This is a genomic window from Anaerolineae bacterium, from assembly GCA_016931895.1.
GTDB lineage: Bacteria > Chloroflexota > Anaerolineae > 4572-78 > J111 > JAFGNV01.
This window is the reverse complement of the sequence record JAFGDY010000259.1, coordinates 1-19891: the sequence shown is the minus strand read 5'-3', so window position 1 is coordinate 19891 and position 19891 is coordinate 1. Positions and strand designations below refer to the sequence as shown.

General features: G+C 47.0%; 19 protein-coding genes. All 19 read right to left on the bottom strand.

Going from position 1 to position 19891, the window contains the following annotated elements:
* Entirely contained in the window at positions 1-1911 is a 1911-nt protein-coding gene (locus JW953_19970) for a hypothetical protein (protein MBN1994983.1), read from the bottom strand.
* A gap of 46 nt (positions 1912-1957) precedes the next feature.
* Entirely contained in the window at positions 1958-3778 is a 1821-nt protein-coding gene (locus JW953_19965; GenBank protein MBN1994982.1) for a CDP-glycerol glycerophosphotransferase family protein, read from the bottom strand.
* A 79-nt stretch (positions 3779-3857) separates the two neighbouring features.
* Positions 3858-5381: an oligosaccharide flippase family protein gene (locus JW953_19960; protein MBN1994981.1), complete on the bottom strand. Its 1524-nt coding sequence runs from the start codon at positions 5379-5381 to the stop codon at positions 3858-3860.
* Positions 5347-6300, bottom strand: coding sequence for a polysaccharide deacetylase family protein (locus JW953_19955; GenBank protein MBN1994980.1), 954 nt, complete (start codon positions 6298-6300; stop codon positions 5347-5349). Before JW953_19955 ends, JW953_19960 begins: the two co-directional genes overlap by 35 nt.
* A gap of 15 nt (positions 6301-6315) precedes the next feature.
* Entirely contained in the window at positions 6316-7365 is a 1050-nt protein-coding gene (locus JW953_19950) for a GNAT family N-acetyltransferase (protein ID MBN1994979.1), read from the bottom strand.
* A gap of 149 nt (positions 7366-7514) precedes the next feature.
* The gene (locus JW953_19945) at positions 7515-8174 is read right to left on the bottom strand and encodes a class I SAM-dependent methyltransferase (protein MBN1994978.1); all 660 of its coding nucleotides are present in this window, start codon (positions 8172-8174) and stop codon (positions 7515-7517) included.
* A 32-nt stretch (positions 8175-8206) separates the two neighbouring features.
* On the bottom strand, positions 8207-9271 hold the full coding sequence (gene pseI, locus JW953_19940; protein MBN1994977.1) for a pseudaminic acid synthase: 1065 nt from the start codon (positions 9269-9271) through the stop codon (positions 8207-8209).
* Positions 9237-10649, bottom strand: coding sequence for a radical SAM protein (locus tag JW953_19935; protein MBN1994976.1), 1413 nt, complete (start codon positions 10647-10649; stop codon positions 9237-9239). Before JW953_19935 ends, pseI begins: the two co-directional genes overlap by 35 nt.
* A gap of 32 nt (positions 10650-10681) precedes the next feature.
* Complete coding sequence (gene hisF / locus JW953_19930) at positions 10682-11437, bottom strand: imidazole glycerol phosphate synthase subunit HisF (protein MBN1994975.1); 756 nt, start codon at positions 11435-11437, stop codon at positions 10682-10684.
* A 10-nt stretch (positions 11438-11447) separates the two neighbouring features.
* Positions 11448-12065, bottom strand: a complete 618-nt coding sequence (gene hisH, locus JW953_19925) for an imidazole glycerol phosphate synthase subunit HisH (GenBank protein MBN1994974.1) — start codon at positions 12063-12065, stop codon at positions 11448-11450.
* A 21-nt stretch (positions 12066-12086) separates the two neighbouring features.
* On the bottom strand, positions 12087-13334 hold the full coding sequence (locus JW953_19920) for an N-acetyl sugar amidotransferase (protein MBN1994973.1): 1248 nt from the start codon (positions 13332-13334) through the stop codon (positions 12087-12089).
* Between the two features lie 25 nt (positions 13335-13359).
* The gene (locus tag JW953_19915; protein MBN1994972.1) at positions 13360-13872 is read right to left on the bottom strand and encodes a GNAT family N-acetyltransferase; all 513 of its coding nucleotides are present in this window, start codon (positions 13870-13872) and stop codon (positions 13360-13362) included.
* The gene (gene pseG, locus JW953_19910) at positions 13833-14873 is read right to left on the bottom strand and encodes a UDP-2,4-diacetamido-2,4,6-trideoxy-beta-L-altropyranose hydrolase (protein MBN1994971.1); all 1041 of its coding nucleotides are present in this window, start codon (positions 14871-14873) and stop codon (positions 13833-13835) included. Before pseG ends, JW953_19915 begins: the two co-directional genes overlap by 40 nt.
* Positions 14870-15610 (bottom strand): glycosyltransferase family protein, encoded by a 741-nt coding sequence (locus tag JW953_19905; GenBank protein MBN1994970.1) that lies wholly within the window; start codon positions 15608-15610, stop codon positions 14870-14872. The genes pseG and JW953_19905 overlap by 4 nt, the downstream gene beginning before the upstream one ends.
* Complete coding sequence (locus JW953_19900) at positions 15607-16248, bottom strand: methyltransferase domain-containing protein (GenBank protein MBN1994969.1); 642 nt, start codon at positions 16246-16248, stop codon at positions 15607-15609. Before JW953_19900 ends, JW953_19905 begins: the two co-directional genes overlap by 4 nt.
* Positions 16249-16257: 9 nt before the next feature.
* Positions 16258-17445 (bottom strand): UDP-4-amino-4,6-dideoxy-N-acetyl-beta-L-altrosamine transaminase, encoded by a 1188-nt coding sequence (gene pseC / locus JW953_19895; protein MBN1994968.1) that lies wholly within the window; start codon positions 17443-17445, stop codon positions 16258-16260.
* Positions 17446-17447: 2 nt separating this feature from the next.
* Positions 17448-18428, bottom strand: a complete 981-nt coding sequence (pseB, locus tag JW953_19890) for a UDP-N-acetylglucosamine 4,6-dehydratase (inverting) (protein ID MBN1994967.1) — start codon at positions 18426-18428, stop codon at positions 17448-17450.
* A gap of 36 nt (positions 18429-18464) precedes the next feature.
* Complete coding sequence (locus JW953_19885; GenBank protein ID MBN1994966.1) at positions 18465-19493, bottom strand: DUF354 domain-containing protein; 1029 nt, start codon at positions 19491-19493, stop codon at positions 18465-18467.
* A gap of 1 nt (position 19494) precedes the next feature.
* A partial coding sequence (locus JW953_19880; protein ID MBN1994965.1) for a glycosyltransferase family 2 protein occupies positions 19495-19891 on the bottom strand: 397 nt, incomplete at its 5' end.

Below are 19891 nucleotides of genomic sequence, written 5' to 3'. Positions count from 1 at the left end.
TCACTTTGATGAAGCGCCAGCCAGTAAGGTGTCCGCATCACATTTGATGACCCGGTAGGGGCCGCTGGCAAAAACCGCCGGCACTTGAGGCATAATAAAGGTGGAACGATGAGTGACCAATTTTACAATTTCATCGTTCCAGGGTTGGTAAAAAAATTGTTCTTTAGCCAGATAATCGGGAACAAAATCTTGCATATTTAACACCAGATAACCGACATCGTATTGTTGGCAAAATTCCAGCATGGGTTGAGGGGTGGCGGCGTATTGGGCGTCAAAATATTGAATAAAAGGGGCATTGGGGTCGGGGAATAGGCTGCGAAACAATACACTGCGTTTGGAAAAAAGAGGGATGCCCTCCATTATGTCGGGGTCGCCGGCCAAAACCGTATCTTTTGGCAAAGAAGCAATGTATGCATAAAGATTACGCTCGTCCGGCGAAGGGTTGTGAGTTTTAAGACCCAGAGTTTTGGTATAGATTGTTGCCAGATAAACCACAGCGCCAGCTAATACAATCGCGCTTCCCCACTTAAGCAGATGTTGGGAAAATGGAGTCTTTGGCGACGCCTGCCACGAGAAAACTAGCCAAAATAAAACACTGGCCAGCAAGGGAACTAGGATACCGATGACCATTAACCCCATCAGCCAAAACGTGGGGATAAGCATGGCCTGGTTGGGCGAAAGAAAAAAGACAATGCCCAACGCTAAACCCAGGGTGAAAATAAAAAAAATAATTAACCGGACATTTTTTGCCAACCAGTCAGGAAGGTAACGGATAAAATCCACCCAGTTCAGGCCGACGAAAAAAAGGGGCGTCACAAAAAGCGCGCTACGGGTATAACGCGAGGGCCAATACAAGGCATTAGACGATAAAGCAAACACAAAAAACAAAGAAAGCAGGTACATAATAATCCCGGCTGCCAACAGATGCCACACCGTACCGGGCGCTCGCCGTAGCGATGAGCGGCCAACCACTTTGTAAATCAAAAAGGATAATATCAACAACACCAGAAAATTGGTCACGTCGGCTCCGGTATCAAAAATGCCGGCCCGGCCCAAAAAAGGGAACCCAATGAACAAAGGCACAGAGCCGCCGGATTGATGTAACGGATTCTGAGAAAGAGAAGGTTGTGCCTGAATCTCAGAGGTGGAGACCGCCGCAGTGGAGGGAGATAACCAGCCAAGTGGAACCGCCAAAGCTAAAGCCACAATTGCCGCTGCCAGCAAGAGAACCACTATAAAGGGCACTAACCCGGAACGATTGATAAACGATAATTTAAAGGGATGTTCAATTTTAACCAATGATAAGCCATAAGTTATAACCATCAGCGGGAAGCAAGGCAAATAGATGAGCGCGCCCATCAAAAGCAGCAAAGCGGCGCCAAGATATTGTTGGCGGGTCAAGTAATACAGAAAAACAATTAACAAGGGAAGGGCAAAGGCTCTTTGCAAGCCGGTAAAAATTGAGATGGATTGGGGAGAAGCAAGGATAAAAAAAATAAAAAGAAGGCCCAAGCTGAACCCGGTTAAATTGTTCTCTAGCCACCGGCCCAGCTTGAATAAGTAAATAAGGCAGATTGGCGCCAGTACCAGAATAGATAACTTGGTTAACCAAACGTAATCAATGAACGCGCTGGCCAGGTAGAAAAATAAACCATAACCCAGGCTAAGGGGATAGAGCAAGAGGTGAAAGCCCCATACATCAATCTGGAACATGACTTCGTTTGAAATGTAGAGATAGTCTGTGGCAAACAAGGTTGGGTCCTGAGCGCGGGCCATCCAATAAAAGTTTTGCACGTCTCTGACAACACGATATTGGTCCCACAGGTAAGATGATAGGGTCCACATTGCCAGCAAAAGGAATATAAAAACAGCCATAACCAGCAGACGGCGTCCCCAACTTGATGTAGACAAATCACAAATCATAACGCAGCAAAACTCCGTTAAACAGATTATAAACTCATGCTTCTAAATTTTGCGCCTTGTCCAATTGGGCTTCGATAAAATCCACGGTACATTCAACCGCCTTCCCTTCATGCCGGCACCAATCTTTGGCAAACGCCTCTTGTTTTTGCAAAAGAAGTTCCATTTGGGCTTTATCTTGCAGCAATGTATTAACCATCTGTCCTACTTGATGCGGCGCAACGGGTAAATAAGCGCCTGCTTTGGTATATCCAATTGGATCAAGCGTAGTGGGCAAATCAAGGCCGAGATTGGGCTTACCAAACACGCTTGCCTCAACCATCGTGGTAGAACAGAAACTAATATGTAAATCGGCGGCAGCCAATAGCGTATAAAAATCCACTTCTTCTTCTATGACTATCACTTGCTTAAGATGACGCTGTTTAATGGCATGTTGCCATAGTAGACGCGTTTTTTCAGCCGGATGTAACTTAATAATCCAATAAACTGGAGAAGTAAACGTTTTTTGAATGCTATCCAAAATTTCAGGATAGAGGCCCTGAACAGTCGGATTGGAGGCATAAAGTATAACCGGCGCGGTTGCGGGAATATTCAACCGGGTCAATATATCCCCCCGAGGCGTAAACGATTTTAACAACGAATCCAGCCGGGGAAATCCACAGACCACAACGTTATCGGCAGTATAAACTGCCGACTCCACTACCACACGTTTGGCATAATCTCCCCAGGCCACCAAAAAGTCACACAGCGGAAGTTGCGACTTATTTCTTAGATGGGGCGGAATACGATATGAGATATGATTTTGACCAATGATGCCGTGTTGCTGTTCAACTGTTGGGATACGTAATAACTTGGCGGCTATATTTACCGGCGTTACCAGCGTGCAATAAGCGCAATCTATAAACAGTAGTTTGGGACGCCAGCACTTCAGCAGCCAATACCACAATTTAACGCCACTCTCCAGATGAGCCGCCTTAAAAAACGCCTCCCGTACCAACGGCAGAAGCGATGAGGAGATATCATATTCCTGGTAGCGCATATAAGCAGCCAAAGATGATTGACCCTCTGCCCACACTTTCTGCCACTTACGAACAATATAATAATGACCAACCAGCCAATTGAGACGAGGATGGCTCAAAGCCAGTAGCAGGTCGCTGGAAAAAAACAAGCGCCGGAACCACAGCCCGCGCCACAAAGCATTTACCGCATATCGCTCAACAAATGTTATCCGTTTCCCTCGAGTCTGCAATAATTGAGCAATTTCTCCCATATACACATCCCGCAGTTCCTGCTTCTGACCAATTGCCTTGTTTCGGATTGAATTTGCAGATGAAAAGAAACAAATGTCGGGATGCCTGAGCAGATTGTAAATCATACAGACAATACTCAGCCCTACCCGAACAACTAGCAAAATCAGATGGGAAGAGGGAAAAATAGTCCGGCCTGCATGCTTTACCATTTTAGGTTTAATTTGAAGAGCGGCTCCGGTAAAAAGCTGGCGGGCTATTTGAATGATAACCTCATGCGAGCCATAAATAGTTATCATTTTGGGTTGAAACTGCCTGTACACGGCTGATAAAAAATCAATCCAGGCAAAAGAATTGCTAAAATCCGATAAACTGGGTTCCGCTTTAGCATAGATTAAGGTCCACCAGATGCTATAACCATCAATCGCCAATATGTCTTGTAAATGAGTTTGCGCCGTGAATTGAAACAACCACTCCCGCGCTACTGCCCAATAATCAGGCACCACCAATAAATCGGCGGTGATATCCAGATAAGTTTGCTCTGCCCCAACCTTATAAACCATAAAGGGAAAATTACAAAAGTCAGTAATTATATCGCCATCAACCGCCATCCCCGTCTTTACCAGCGCGTTTATAGTTTGATGACTCAGGGGGGTTAGAATGTGTAAATTTGTAGAGCTTTCCATAACCCTAACTCAAAGATGTTTTTTGACCACCGATATTAGGCCCAATTAAGACCAGGTAGGCAATAATACCATAGGCAATAACCAAAGCAAACTTCATTAACAATGCCCCCCCCTCAAATATGCCCAGGCGCGAAGTAACCAGCGTTGCTGTCAAAACAATCAAAACAACCGCCCCATATTTCCCCAGAGGATAATTAAGATGTTGATATTTTTGTCCCACAAAAAAGACCAGAAAGAAGAGCACACCCTGGGTGACTGTGGTTGTCCATGCTGCCGCAATTGCGCCATAGCGTGGTATCAGCCATAGATTGAACACAATATTTAATCCGGCGGCCAGGCCGGTTAAAAATGGAATGATGGTTGTTTTGCCATAGTAAAAGAGAGGCGAAACCGCCAAATAATAGAAACCTATCAGTAAATATCCAAACAAAATTGGCGGCACATAGAATACCGCATGATAGTAGGTTGGCGGCATCAGGATATAAACCGCCTCACCGATGAACAGCACCCCCAATAGACAAATACCTCCGGTCAAGACCACATAAATAGATACAACTTTAATAATTTTTGGCCCGGGTTGAAGTTCGGTTTGCATAAGGTTATAATAATAGGGTACCCAGGCCTGATTGATCCCCCCCACCAACACGAGCATCGACATTCCCATCATATAACCAACATTATACAAACCTATTTCGGCCAGGGAGACAAAACCGTCCATAATAAAACGGTCGGCGGCCAATAGGATTTGTCCAAAAATGGCATGGGGCACTAACGGTAAACCAAAAACCAGGCTCATCCGCACATAGGCCCATTTAAAACGCCAGGTAAACCAGTTTTTTCTAAACAGGTACAGCACAATCAGGGCAGTGATGAGGCTGACCGTAAGTTGGCTCAACATCATCCCATAGGCCCTTAAGCCCAGGATAACTACCAGAATAACGGTGGCTACTACGTCTAGCCCAAATTTGCCGTATTGAATATATACAAACTCGCGGGCCTTTTGTTGGGCCTGGTAAAGAGATATTGGAATTTGGGTTAAAGACAAGGTATAAGTGGCCCACAACATCAAACGCACATACGGATCAAAAGGAATTGTGCTGCCTATATAACCTGACCAAAGCGCTGGCCCCCATATATTTAAAGCGACAACAACAACCCCTGGCAGGGCCATTTGAAATATCACCACCGAAGTGACGTAACTTTTTTGTTCAGTTATATCATCCAGGTAATCATAGTAATGACGTGTGGCCGAACCCTGTAACCCCATCAATAACAAAGTATATAATACCCCACCATACACCGTCAGGGTGCCGGTAATGCCATAATCTTCGGGTGTAAGAAAACGGGCCCAAAGCGGGATTAATAAAAAGGCAAACGCTTTTTGCACCACATTGCCCGAAATGTAAAGCCCAGCATTTGTGACAAGTTTATTATTTTTTACCCCTTGCCAGTAACGGTCTATTTGCAGAAGTTTTTTAATGGTCAAAGATACCTCAAAACTCAGGATGTTCAGGTTGATATTGAGCATTATGGTCTTGCCACCAAGCGCGGATGCTGCCCAGAGGGACAATCCACGCCCCACGCTGCTGACATTCCTGGATGATACGGATATACATGCCCTGATAATCTTCCGCTTCCCACTTATTGAACATCCGTTGATGCCAATCTAGCGTTAACACACCTTTGGCTGCTTCAACGTGATCAACAAGATGTATCGCTTCCTGCCAGGGGTTAGGGCAACGCATAAGCGGGCCATCCATGATGGCAAACGGGATTTGCAAAACGGGTATTTTAGTCCCGGTTAGCGGGTCAAACGGATAGAACGGCCAGCATGTTCCCCAACGCAAGCCAACTTGATTGGCATATCCCAGAGTGGAATCATAGGCAAACCCTAATTGAGCATGAATATACCAGGTTTCGGGTATTTGCAGATTTAAGTAATGCTGCCGCGTGCCGGCAATGGGATGTCCAACAATTGCTTCAAGCCTTTTCTTTTCCTGTTCCAGCAACGCCCCATCCCGGTAAGAGTGATACGAGCCATGCACGCCTATCTCCCAACCCGCCCTATCCAATTCGCGAATCGCCTGTTGCAAGCGCGGGTTATCTAACGTATAACGTCCCCAAAAGAGGATGAAAGATTTAGGGTTGCTTAATCTGACTTTGCCTCGCTCGTCCATAAAAAAAAATGTGGAGCGAACCCCAAGATTATCCTCCAATTCCATCATTCGCTCAAAATTCCAGTAGGGGTCATCCCCGCGTAGCCAGGCTCCAATTGAGTTAATCTGTTTTTGAAATTGGTCAAGCCGCCGCCGGGCTATGGCGCGGGCAATATAGTATATAAATTGCCATCGTTTGGTTACCCGATCCACATCGTGGGAAAGGGCCAGGGCAAAGGAACATCCGTCAGGCCACTGAATTGAGATTGAGGGGTCAACATTTAACTTCATACCGGGTTATGCCTTTCAAATACGCCCAGGATTCAGTAATTTCTGCTTGAGCCAATCAAGCCCTCCAACAACCTGCGCTTTTTGCTGCCCCCACTCAAAGAGCTTGGCTCTGGCCGTTTGGGTTCGGATTTCATAATAGGGGGTTAACCGTCCCCCCAGTTGGCTTTTATGACGGGCAATAGCCGGCACATTTGCCCCATTCAAATCAAAACAGGTAAAGCCCTCCCTGGCTAATTGCTCTATCACCGTCCATAACATAAAAGAGGCGACCCCCAATTTCAGGTATTCAGGGTTTGTACCGGCTACCCACTCATGAATGACTCCTCGATAATCCTTCACAATTCCCAACCCGGAGATTGCCTGACCCTCCCGCCTGGCGATATATATGGCCAAACGCGCTTCGGCTTTAAGCACTTCACACAAGCCACAAAATGAGCTTTCGTCAACATAAATCCGGCGACCCTGTTTTTCATAGGTGCCATGATAGAGTTGGTAAAGAGTTTTGGAATCTGCGTTACATTCCAACTCAATTTTCTCCCGCTCACACTTGCGCACTTGGCGACGAAAAGCCTCATAAGTCTGTTCCCATAGTTGACCCGGCTTAGAAATATCAATCAGATAAGTATAACGAATCTTACTGCTCCAACCAAGCCAACTAAAAGGACGGATATCTGTCAGAGCCGGATGGTTTATAATGTCAACAACATCCGCTTCTGTGGCTAAAACTCTGGCTAATAACTCCAGAACCGCTAACCTATAGGAGGCGCACCGCGCTTCTTTATCGCTATCTCGGGGTTGAATAATAATGGAATTATAAGGCGTTATCGGGAGAAAGCCGGCCACTTTTATAAAGGACAGCAGTTTAAAGGAGACAAGCCCTGTTCCAGCAACCAATTCTTCATTACGATAAACGCCCCATATTCTCAGTTCACGGTTAAATAACCGGGCGACAGCATTCAACCAAGCAGTACTATTAAAGATACTACCCGTTTGGGCGGTGGCAACCAGGCAATCCCACGCCTGATACTCGTCGGGTTTTAACAACCTGATCTGGTATGGACTCATTTTATCTTTTGACGTAAATCCCTTGTTATAAATACGTCCCCAAAGGGGTCTGCCCGACATTTTAGGAGGACCAGGGGTTGTGGGTGGGCGTCCCCCCAATTCCCCCTGTGCTTTCCAAAAATTTTGAACGCACTCTCCCCAAAACAACGCTATTTGGGTTTCATCACCGCATGAAACCTGTACATATAATGCACTGAGCCAAAAAATTTTACAGACATGCTATACCTGCCTGCCAACTTTCTGAAATCTCGCAGGCTATACCAGGTGCCCATTTTACCCAGCCGGTTTAAAAAAAGGGAGCGAAGCCACAGCAGTAGCCCTCCTCCAGTTCGTTTTAGGGCTAAGTCACCAACGTAAAAGTTAAAACGCTGCGTTTTCCAGGGCACAGAAGCACAGATAAACCGGGATTCTGAGTGCATCATTGATTTAGCATTTATAAAATGGTTCTCAAGCATGCCGTGATTAAAATATTGAACCACCCCCATTGAGATGATTAAATCATATTTGTGATCATCCTGATATGAAGCGCCGTCGGCGCATTCTAGCTCAACTTGAGGATGCTCTTTTTTGAAAAGAGCCAGCATAGAGTCTGAAAAATCTATACCTTTATACTGCGCCTGCTCAAGACCCATATAAGGATAAAGCGCCCCATTACCGCAGCCAATCTCCAAGACACGTTGGGGATGTATATCCGCAAAAAGGATTTTTAATTCCGCAGCATAACGCTGGTGGTACTCATCGGTACCTTCTCCATACAGGGGTGTTGTTTGTCCTTGCCAATATGCCTGCCATTTTGCCAAGGTAGACACGGATAATTCCTCCTGCTGTCAAAATGAGAGCATCACGTCCCGCACAATTCCCACTGTAAAGGCGTGCCCTTTTTAATATCACGCGCGGCGTGTCGCCCCAGCACTTCATCCAGATAACGAGGATGCAAACCATGCCCGGGGCGGATTGAACGGACATTCATCTCGGTAAAAACTTCACCCGCCAGCACATCCTGCACCACAAATAGAGAACGACGAAAAATCCGGCTGTTCATCTCTGGTGGCGTGACTTCATAAGATACCTGGCCCAATGCCTGCTCGGCCACCCGAACAGCCTCAACCATCGCCTTAAATTCGTGCGGCTCCAGGGAAAAGGCGCTGTCAGGGCCGGGGATATTACGGGAGAGGGTCAAATGTTTTTCCACCACCGTCGCTCCCAGGGCCACCGCCGCTACCGGCACGGCAATCCCCAAAGTATGGTCAGACAATCCAGCGGGCACCCCAAACGCCTCGGCTAAATGAGGAACCGTCCGCAGATTCATCTCCGCCGGGGGAGCGGGATAGGCGCTGGTGCATTTGAGCAAAACCAGTTGGGCGTTGCCCGCCGCCCGAATGGTCTGAACCGCCTCATCAATCTCGGCCAGGGTGCCCATGCCGGTAGACATGATAATGGGCTTGCCGGTTTGAGCAATGCGCCGGATAAGGGGCAAATCTATCACTTCAAACGAGGCAATCTTGTAGGCCGGCACCTCCATTGCTTCTAAAAAATCCACAGCCGTTTTATCAAAAGGAGTGGAAAAAAGGGCCAGGTCTAACTCATCGGCCAGCGCTTTCAACTTGGGCTGCCATTCCCAGGGGGTATAAGCCTGTCCATAGAGTTCATAAAGCTTACGACCGGCCCAAATAGTCCCTGCCCCAATTTGAAAATATTCATTATCGCAGTCAATGGTTATTGTATCCGGGGTATACGTTTGGAGTTTGACCGCATCGGCGCCAGCCTCTTTGGCCGCTTCAAGCAGTTTAACTGCCCGGGCAAAATCCTGGTTATGATTGGCCGACATTTCGGCGATGATATAAACCGGGCTGCCGGGTCCAATGAAACGGTTATTGATTTTGATAGTCATTCGAACGATCTTCATCTGATAAAATAAACGAAAACGTTTTTACAAGTTGTTCATCTGTTAACCCTAAGCCTATTTTATCAGAAATACGCCGGAGATATTTGTTTACCTCTTTTTCTAACACGTGGTCAGGTATATTAGTCATATTAAATCTCAGGTCCTGTCGATCTCCCATTTGCATCAAATATGATTCCAAATCATCAGCGAACCCTTTTTGTTTAGCCACCTCAAACATAGGAGTGCCGGGCTGGGGTAAAAGATATCCCGCGCTGGAGTAAAGATTAAGTTCATAACAAACATCAAATGTATCCTTAAGGGTTTCTACCGTTTCTTGAGGATACCCCAGAACAAGACTGGTAAAAGTCTTGATTCCTGCTTTGTCCAGTGCTCTTTTTTGCTTTTTGAAATCTTCTACTTTTAACTTTTTATTCATAGTTTTGAGAATTTCCGGATTCCCTGACTCCAGAGAATAGCCAAAACTTTGACAGCCGCCCTCTTTTAGTTTGAACAAAAGATCTAAATTATTCTCAGTGAAAAGATTGCCGCGTATGTCGGCATTCCAATAGAATTTTAAGTCACTGGAGAGTAAAGCATCTGCAAATGCTTCCGTCTGCTTTATACTCAAAAAGGTGAGTTCATCAAAGAAATTAATGTAATTGATGCCATATTTTTCCTGAAGGGTCGCCACTTCTGCAATAATTGATTCGGGAGAGCGATACCGATACTTGGCGTATTGAAACACATGATAGCAGAACGAGCAGCCAAAAGGGCAGCCGCGAGCGGTGTTCACTACAAAGGCTTTTATTTGTTCCTTGGGTATCGGATAAGGTTCAGGCACATCCTGAATGGACTTGCTGAGATACAAATTCATATCAAACAAATCCCAGTCCGGAAAAGGAATTGTATTAATATCTTTGATGATTTCGGCATAGCCTGTATCCACCATGTGACCATCATCCAGAAAAACAATCCCCTTTACATCTGACAGAGAGGTTTTGCCTTCTAAAGCTTTCATAATGTTGATTATGGTGATGTCACCTTCGCCCTTGACGGCAATATCCACCTCTGTATACGTTAGCAGATGTTCCGGAATGGAAGATGCCACGGAATTGCCGGCAATGATCGTAGCTCCAGGATTTGTTCTTTTGGCAATAGACACCACTTTTTTAGCATACTTATATCCGGAAACCAGGGTCCCCAAGGCGATAACTTTATAAGATTTTTTGCCAAGCAATTCTGCCAATTCTGCATCAGAATGGCGATGCGCCTCAAGGTCAATAATGTCGAATTCATATCCATTTCGTTTCAATGCCGTGGCAACATAAGCAAGTCCGGTTGGAAAGTAGGCCTTATCCATATAAGGCCGCACAGAAACATTAATTAAAACAATATTCATGATAAAATCTATTCCCTATCAAAATAATAAACCTACAAACGCACCTTAAAACCGCGCTCTTGAAGATAGTGTTTTGCTTCCAATGGTGTTTGTTGCGTAAAGTGAAAGATACTGGCAGCTGCCAACGCTGAGGCTTTTCCTTCTCGCAATGCTTCAACCATATGTTCATAATTTCCTGCGCCACCCGAAGCAATGACCGGGATAGACACAGCTTCACTGACGGCACGGGTTAGTTCAAGGTCATAGCCGGTCATCGTTCCATCACAATCAATCGAAGTCAACAGAATTTCGCCTGCGCCCAATTTTTCAACCTCTCGGGCCCACATCACCGGCTCAAGTCCTGCCGGTTGCGTTCCTGAATGGGTATACACCTCATACCCCCGGCCTGTTTGTTTGGCATCAATAGACACAACAACGCACTGAACCCCAAACTTTTGCGCGGCCTGTCTAATCAGGGCGGGGTTTTCCACCGCGGCGGTATTGATGGAGACCTTATCCGCGCCAACCTGAAGCATGTGCCGGACATCATCTATAGTACGCACGCCGCCGCCAACGGTCATGGGCATAAAACATTCATCGGCCAGGTCATCCACTGTTTCAAAGTCGGGCGGGCGCTCGTCATTTGTAGCCGTAATATCCAAAAAAACCAATTCATCAACCCCGCGCATATTATAAACCTTGATGGCCTGCATGGCGCTGCCCACTCGCCGCCAAGAATCAAAACTCACGCCTTTAACCAGGCCCACATCTTTAAATAGGAGCGTGGGCATAATCCGCACTTTGAGCATAAACTGTCCCTCAAATAGCCAAAAAGTTCTTAAGGACCTGAAATCCCAACTGCTGGCTTTTTTCTGGATGAAATTGCACCCCCCAAATCCAATCACGGCCTACCGCGGAGACAAACTGACCGCAATAAGGAGTATAGGCCAGGATATTTTGAGGTTTGGCGCAGCCAAAATGGTAACTATGGACAAAATAAAAATCCTTACCCGATGGCACCCCCTCAAATAGCCAGGAGGTCCGGTTAAAAATGACTTCATTCCAGCCAATATGGGGAATGCGAGTGGTATTATCAAGCGGCTGCAACCGCTGCACCTCCCCCTCAATCCAGCCTAAACCGGCGGTTTCACCGCCTTCCCAACCTTTTGTCGCCAACAACTGCATGCCCAAACAAATTCCCAAAAAAGGGATTTGTTTACCAAACACCTGTTCCGCCAGGATTTCATCAAGCGACCGCTGCCTGATGTTACGCATCGCGTCGGGAAAGGCCCCCACGCCGGGCAAGATGATACGATGAGCAATCTCAAAATCACCGGCCTCGTCAGTGACCATCGGCTGGCCGCCACATTCTTCCACGGCCCGGGCCACGGAGTCCAGGTTGCACATGCCGTAATCAACAATAGCCACTTTATTCATCACGCTACTCGCAATTCACCCTCAATCTTGTAATTTGGCGCCTACCTCAGAACCTGCCAGCATGCGGTATCCCAGGGTAAGGCGCTCCAGGGTTGTTGTCTCGTCGTCGCTAGCCACGTTATCATAATTAATTTTGGTAAGATTGCCATGCCGGTCCTTAACCAGGTTGCCGCGCGTGTCACAAACAAAAAGTTTTTTGTTGGTAAAACGGTCACAAACCCCAACAAATTCATCCAGGCTCATATCAATATCATCCAAAATTTCCTCAAGGGGCACGCCCAGGTATACCCACGGAAATTTCCCGTCGTGCTTTTTGACCAATTTAACCGCATCGTTTCTTGAAAGACGGCCGCGCCGGACATGCATGCACGCCAAATCAGTGGCCCGGCCAAAACCATATTTTAAGAATTTAAAATAATCGTGGATGCCGGTCTGCGCATTATCCAGGTTCTCATAATTTACCAGCGACCCCTCCACCGGTTGGTGATAAGTTTCAAATCCATGCGCCTGCGAGAAGAGGGCGTTCCCATACCCATCCCAGGGCAGGTAATACCCTAAAAAGATGCCGGTGACGCCTGACCGCTGCAACTCCTCGTCGGAGGGGTAGGTATATTGGATAAGGTGTCTGGCCTCAATACCTGCCTGTCCAATCAAGTCTGAAACACGCAGTCCCAACAACCCGCCAAATTCTTCTAACCAACGGCGGGTTAATACATTGTTTTCTGCCGCCGCCGCCGGACCGCCATACTCATTCTGGGAGTTTTCTCCCCAAACAATCAACGGAATATTGAACTGAACCGCAATACGTACCGGGATAGTAAAAATGGTAACATGCTCAGGCCACGAGATGTCTCCCACCTGGGTGAGAGCCAAGCGGTTTATGTTTCGTCTCACCACCGGATTGACAGTCACCTCAACGTAATCAACACCCTGGAGTTTCAGGTTTTCAATATTTCGCCTGCCGATGGCGGATAGTTTATCCGTGGTAGCCGTAACGCATAGGGGGTTCATGCCCAGTTCTAATATGCGGAGCGTTTGATAATGGCTGTCTTTACCGCCGCTGACAGGGATAACGCAGTCATAGTTATTGCCATTCTTAGAACGATAACGCTCAAGAATAGCAAGCAGCTCTTGCCGGCGTTGGTCCCAATCTATCTCCTGCCGCCGTTCATAATTGCGGCAGGCATTACAAACGCCCGTCTCATCAATGTAAAGGTCTGGTTTGGTTTCAGGCATAATACAGCGTTTACAATATTTAATATATCTCATTTTACATTCTCCTAAAGGTTGAACACTATTGGCTATTTCTATCTCTCTGCCAAACAAAGTGTAAGGCCTGTTGTCCTTTAATAACTGTTGTTCCTACCTGCTCAAAACCTGCCGTGATAAAAGCGCGAACAGAGGCGTGATTGGGTGGGGTCACATAGGCATGCACAACCCCCACCCTGGTCAAGGCAAAAAGTTTTTCACCACCACGCTCAATGAGGGCAGGGCCATAACCCTGGCCGCGAAACTCTTTGGCCACACTGATAGAAATCACCGCCTCATTCTTCTCATCAATCTCATAACGAACTTGCCCAATGGGTATATCCTGCTCATTCAGGGCCAAAAAAAGGAGAACTTTTGAGTCGGTGAGCTTTTGCTGAAACCAGGCCAGATGTTGCTCCCATGGAATAAAATCTGAAGAAAAGGATACTTTACGCGCCTCCGGGTCGTTGGCCCATTCCCAAATTAATTGGCAATCACTTTTTTGAGCCGGTCTTAATTTTAGGTTAAATTTTTTAACTGCCTCAACACTCTCTGGCATCCCTCACCATCCACTAAATCGCGTCCCAGTTGCGACATAGACTGCCGCACTCTTACTGCCGATAATTGCTGGGCGGCCTGACTTATTTGGTCAGAAAGATTGTGACCATCTAAATGAATGGCAATTTTCCTGGCGTCCAGGCATTTGGCCACGGGATGTTGATTATCGGCCAGAACCAGGAGCAGGCTGGGCAAGCCCATAAAAGCAAGTTCCCAGGCCGTACTCCCGGCGGCAGCTATGGCAATATCGGCCCAGGCCATAAGTTCAGGCATATTCAGCACATCCTTCCGCAAACAGATGGACAAAGAGGAACAATTGAGCGCCGAGCGAAGTTCTGCCTCGTGAGGATTGTTTGCGCCAATCACAACAACCGCTGCCAAGTTTTCAATGGGAACCTTCTCTAAAGCCTGCACCACGGCCAGCGTAACATTCTCCGGGTCGGCGCCGCCAAGCGTGACCAATATCTTGCGTCCCGTTTGAGAAATTTCTCTGGCCCAATTGCGCCATTGCGTAAACTCTCGCCGTAAAAGGATGTAGGGCGTTCCCAACAACAGTTGGGTGGACGCCTCTCGATGAGCATACAAACCCTCATGGGCATAGATATTTTGATTCAACACCACATCGGCGTAATAATGATGGGCGTGGCCGTAATCATCAAGGTACAAAAGTTTTAACCCTGATTCTTTGATGATGCGTTGATAACCGGCCAAAAAGTGATACCCATCAACCACCACCCACAACGCTTTCTGCTCATGGGCCAGGTTCGCCGTCTGGGTTGCATCCTCAACACTGCCCGGCTCAACCGGCAAATTAACCCAGGCCATCCCCTCAGATGTTAAACGGTCTGCAAGGGCGGTATTGGCCGCTGCCATCACAAAACTCACGCTGCCGCCGGCGTCCTGCCAGGCCTGAGCCAGAGCCAGGCAGCGCATTACGTGGCCGGAACCAATGCGGGTATTGGCGTCGGCCCGGATAACCAGTCTTTTTGTTCCAGCAGTCATGCGTCTTGTAATGATTTCTGGCAAATACGACGATTCAAATCTATCAGGTCGGGTTCTTGAGCCAATAAGCTGAGTACATCTTGCCAGTTAAAAGTTTCGTTATTATCTAATCGAGCATATATGGATTGGGCAAATTCCAAATCTTCAGGCGTATCTACTGTCCAACGATAATCACTGTGGTTTGTCTCAGCCGTAATAGCCAACAAAGAAAACTTATCAGGGTTTTGATAAATATAGGGGGTTACATGCACTCGTTGATAAATTTCAACTGCTTCTTGCCAGGCCAAACTCAAGGTTTCAAACTTCATCACTTCCACATCCAGGCCCCGGGGGTAAGTGCGCTCCAAAACGTTACTGGCATAATCGGGTTGTTTTGCCAGAAATACACTAACAACCTTGTCTATCACCGTTGGTTCAATAAAGGGACAATCGGCCGTGATACGAACCACTCCTTCAGCCCGGTGAGCCTGCGCGGCCTGATAAAATCTATCCAAAACATCCTCTTCACTCCCACAAAAGTAAGATACGCCAAGATGTTTGCACTCGGCCACAATAGCCTGGTCCGCCGGTTCAACCGTGGTGGCCACAACCACCTCGTTCACAAGACAAGCCTGTTTGGCCCGGTTTATTACCCGCGCCAGCATTGTTTTTTCACCAATAGGTTTAAGCACTTTACCCGGTAAACGGGTGCTGCCCATACGGGCCTGGGTAATGGCAACAACACGCATCCGTTTTATACTTTCTTGAGCAGAAACATTGAATCTACATTATCACTATCAAGGTGATAAATTTTTTCTTCTTTAACCAAGGCCAAATCAGCAAATAAATCAAGATATAGTTTGGCAAAATTGGTTTTCCAGAGCAGGTTCGCGTGCTCCCTGTATGAAATTTCAGTGTACGCATCAGCGTAATACTCAAATCCCCAAATATAATGTTTGGCACATCTGTATATTTCTTGTAACGCCCCGGCCATATCAGCCGGGCTGATATGGATAAGCACCCCGGAAGTAAAAACCAAATCAAAGTAATCGTCCTCGTAGGGAATATCAAAGGCCGACCCCTCAATGATATTAATTTGCCGGGTGCGCGATTTGGAAAGCTCAACCGCATAACTTTGTAATTCTATCCCATAAAGATTACGGAAGCCCATCTGCTGCAAACATAACAACTGATTGCCCACATTGGAGCCAACTTCCAGAATCCGAATGGAAGGGTCTATTCCTTTTAAAAACCTCTGATTCAATTCGGTTCTGGTCAGGCCATACCGGCTTTTGTACAAAGCCTCCATCTCTTCTAACGACATAGCATTTCTATTGGTGTATTCCTGGCCAAATGTGTTTGCCCAGGTTTTCATTTGTTCAGTCAATTTTGACATATCACCCCCTCAAATATGGTAGGCTGTTATAACTTTGTGTATTGCCTTAATGACATCATCCACATCCTGGTTGGTCATGGCCGGGAAGAGGGGGAGTGACATCAATTGCTCATAGGCTGCTTCGGCTACAGGGCACAACCCCGGCCCGGTTTTTAAATGCCGACGATAGAAAGGATGTAAATGCACCGGGATGTAATGCACATTCACCCCTATTCTCTCGGCCCGTAGGGCCTTAAAAATTACCGACCGGTCAACTTGCAATTGGTCCAGGTTAAGACGAATAACATAGAGGTGATAAGCATGGCTAACCTGGGGCCGGACTGGTAGGAGGGCGATGGCCGGAATATCGGCCAGGGCCTGGTCATATTGGTGGGCAATTGCCTGCCGGCGCGCGACCCACGTCTCCAGTTTGCGAAGCTGGCTCAGGCCCAGGGCGCAATTTATATCGGGCAGCCGATAGTTATAGCCCAAATCTATCATTTCATAAAACCAGGAACCCTGCGCCTCACGTTGTTGGTAATCGCTGGTAATTCCATGATTACGGAACATGCGCATTCGTTGAGCAAAATCGGGGTTATCGGTGGTAATAACTCCTCCCTCGCCGGTGGTGATATGTTTGACCGGATGCAAACTGAAGACATTCAAATCTGCCAGCCCCCCCACCGGACGGGTTTTGTAACTGCCGCCCAGGGCATGGCAAGCGTCTGCCACCAGGGGCAGATGATGTTGATTAGCAATCGCGCACAGGGCATCGTAATCACACGGTTGCCCGGCATAGTCTACGGCAATGATGGCCCTGGTTCGGGCAGTGATTTTTGCTTCAACCTGCTCCGGGGCCAACAGCAATGTTTCAGAATCAACGTCGGCAAAAACAGGCGTTCCTCCCTGAAAAACCACACAATTGGCTGTCGCGGCAAATGTCAGAGGCGGCAGAATCACTTCATCCCCGGGTTTAATGTTAAGGGCATACATGGCCGCATGCAAAGCCGCTGTTCCAGAGCTAACCGCTATGGCGCAGGTGGTTTTAACTTTGTTAGCAAAAGCGGCTTCAAACTCGGCCACGGTAGGGCCGGTGGTCAACCAATCGCCCCGCAAAACTTGTTCAACCGCTGCAATGTCAGCTTCATCAATAACCTGATGGCCATAAGGCAAAACTTCTGAACGTATTGGCGGGCCGCCATTAATGGCTAATTGCATAATTAAGCCTCATCAAGCATTTGGCGTAATTCATCTTTGGTTAACCACCATTCATTAGTATCGCTGGAAAATTTTGTTCCCCTAGCCATAGGAGTCGCGCCCTCATACGCCGATTGTTCCCACCAGGGATGAACGGGCTGGATAAGATACATATCGTCAAACTCCAGGGTATGACGCGATTCGGCCAGCGAAACCAGCATCTCGTGCAGCTTTTCACCGGGCCTGATACCAATTATCTTATGCTCACACTCCGGGGCAATGACATCGGCCAAATCAACAACGCGCATGCTGGGAATTTTGGGCACAAACACTTCGCCGCCATGACTCAATTCAATCGCCTGGATAACAAAGTTTACGCCTTGCTCCAGCGTAATCCAAAAACGGGTCATATTTTTATCGGTAAGGGTGATGTAACCGGTTTTACGTTGCCTTTTGAATAAAGGGATTACACTCCCCCGGCTTCCTACCACATTACCGTATCGTACGCAACTAAAGCGGGCGCCCACCTCGCCAGAATAGGCGTTAGCTTGCACAAATAATTTTTCAGCCACTAATTTTGTGGCCCCGTACAGGTTGACCGGATTGACCGCTTTATCGGTGCTGAGGGCTATCACTTTGTTAACCCCGGCATCAATAGCGGCGTCAATAATGTTTGCTGCGCCGTCAATATTTGTCTTTACCGCTTCCAGGGGGTTGTACTCGCATGCGGGCACCTGTTTGAGAGCTGCGGCATGCACCACAATATCCACCTCTTGCATAGCCCGGTACAGGCGGTCTTTATCGCGCACATCGCCGATAAAATAACGCATGGGCGAGTCTTCCGTATCGGGATAAACTAAGCGCATCTCGTGCTGTTTCAATTCATCACGGCTGTAAATAATTAGTTTTTGGGGCTGATAATCGCGCAGCATAACTTCTGTAAATTTTTTACCAAAGGAGCCTGTCCCGCCAGTGATTAAAATAGTTTTACTCTGCCAGTTCATAATACCTCGTTCAAAATTGGAGTCACAAAACCGGATTCATTGATGATTCTGAATTACGTTTACAAGAAAACGGGTGACATCAATTTTTTCTGCCAGCAATTTTTCTCTTCGCTGCCGCCATTCTTTTTTGGCGTCTTTCTGCTCTAAAAATTCCACGGCTTTACTTAATGCCTGGGTGGGGTTGTAGTACGAATATACCAAATTATACCGCTCCATTAACTCCACAAAATTGCCCATACTCAAGGCCATTGATGAGGCTCTTACCGCCGGGGTGCCCAAAATACCGGCCTCTGTGGCCATCGTAGCTCCGTCTCCCATAAAAAGACGGGTATAATAAAGAACATCGTGAATGCGATGAGGGGGAACTGTGATGCGATAAGGTTCAAACTCCTCCGGCAATGGCGTTTCCGAAGTAATGAACACCCGTCCATAACGGCCAAACGTTTGCACAATCTCTCGCTTAAATTCAATAGAGAACCCATACTGACCAATATCGTGGCTGGCTTTCCAGGCCACAAAACGCAGGACAATGAAGGGTTCATCTTTGGATACGCCAAGTTCATCCAATACGCCCGCATCAGGTTTAAAATAATTTGGATGAAGATAAGCCAATTCATGGTAGCCCGCATAACGCGCGTGGCGTTTTCCCAGGTCGCGCATAAAACAGTCGGGCGTATAGATGGCGCTGGCAAAAGGGTAGGTTAAATACCGGTCTAAAGGGACAGGTTCACTATCGGTGAAAACAAGGGAGGGTTTACGCAACAATTTACAGACCGGCGCAATGAATAACCCGCCAATTTCAGTAACAACATCAGGCTTAAATTCCTGCATCAACCGCAACAAGGCCCATTCCCGTTTTAAAAATTCAGCGGCCAATCCCCAAAAACCTTTGCCAATGGCGGAAAGCACGCGATAGGGAAATTGATAATAATCCAATAAGGCCAGAGTCACATCCTTATCCCGCGCCGAAATCAAAACTTCGTGTCCTTGTTTCTGCAAATTCCAGATGACGTGTTTATAAAAATGAACATGCCCCGGATGCCCAACATCAATTAATACACGCATATCATCGTACTTTCAAATCTTTATTGTATTCCTGGTCAAACCACATGGCGAAAAAAAGAGATTGCAGGCCTGAAACAAAAAGAAACAGGGCAAACAAGGCGCTGGTCGCCACGACCGGCCCGACAAAAAGCCGGTAGAAAACCAGGTACAAGCCAATGATAAACCCGGCCGGAAATAAAATCAGGCCCATTAAATAAAAAAATACCAATGGATGAAAATCACGGATAATGTATTTCTCTTTCATCCGCCAGAAAAAAGATTTGATTAACAACCATGCTATCCGTGGCGCCACTTTCCAAAGACGAATACCCGACTTCTCGCCAATGTTATATATTGGCCGGATGGGGACATCCTGAACACGCTGATCAAAAATATTCAACATCACTAATAAATGATTG

What these genes read in the sequence shown, in the direction of transcription:
- JW953_19965 (MBN1994982.1), bottom strand. Translation starts at nt 3,778, where the DNA reads ATGGCGGTTGATGGCGATATAATTACTGACTTTTGTAATTTTCCCTTT.
- JW953_19960 (MBN1994981.1), bottom strand. Translation starts at nt 5,381, where the DNA reads ATGCTCAATATCAACCTGAACATCCTGAGTTTTGAGGTATCTTTGACC.
- JW953_19955 (MBN1994980.1), bottom strand. Translation starts at nt 6,300, where the DNA reads ATGAAGTTAAATGTTGACCCCTCAATCTCAATTCAGTGGCCTGACGGA.
- JW953_19950 (MBN1994979.1), bottom strand. Translation starts at nt 7,365, where the DNA reads ATGAGTCCATACCAGATCAGGTTGTTAAAACCCGACGAGTATCAGGCG.
- pseI (MBN1994977.1), bottom strand. Translation starts at nt 9,271, where the DNA reads ATGAAGATCGTTCGAATGACTATCAAAATCAATAACCGTTTCATTGGA.
- JW953_19935 (MBN1994976.1), bottom strand. Translation starts at nt 10,649, where the DNA reads ATGAATATTGTTTTAATTAATGTTTCTGTGCGGCCTTATATGGATAAG.
- hisF (MBN1994975.1), bottom strand. Translation starts at nt 11,437, where the DNA reads ATGCTCAAAGTGCGGATTATGCCCACGCTCCTATTTAAAGATGTGGGC.
- hisH (MBN1994974.1), bottom strand. Translation starts at nt 12,065, where the DNA reads ATGAATAAAGTGGCTATTGTTGATTACGGCATGTGCAACCTGGACTCC.
- JW953_19920 (MBN1994973.1), bottom strand. Translation starts at nt 13,334, where the DNA reads ATGAGATATATTAAATATTGTAAACGCTGTATTATGCCTGAAACCAAA.
- JW953_19915 (MBN1994972.1), bottom strand. Translation starts at nt 13,872, where the DNA reads ATGCCAGAGAGTGTTGAGGCAGTTAAAAAATTTAACCTAAAATTAAGA.
- pseG (MBN1994971.1), bottom strand. Translation starts at nt 14,873, where the DNA reads ATGACTGCTGGAACAAAAAGACTGGTTATCCGGGCCGACGCCAATACC.
- JW953_19900 (MBN1994969.1), bottom strand. Translation starts at nt 16,248, where the DNA reads ATGTCAAAATTGACTGAACAAATGAAAACCTGGGCAAACACATTTGGC.
- pseC (MBN1994968.1), bottom strand. Translation starts at nt 17,445, where the DNA reads ATGCAATTAGCCATTAATGGCGGCCCGCCAATACGTTCAGAAGTTTTG.
- pseB (MBN1994967.1), bottom strand. Translation starts at nt 18,428, where the DNA reads ATGAACTGGCAGAGTAAAACTATTTTAATCACTGGCGGGACAGGCTCC.
- JW953_19885 (MBN1994966.1), bottom strand. Translation starts at nt 19,493, where the DNA reads ATGCGTGTATTAATTGATGTTGGGCATCCGGGGCATGTTCATTTTTAT.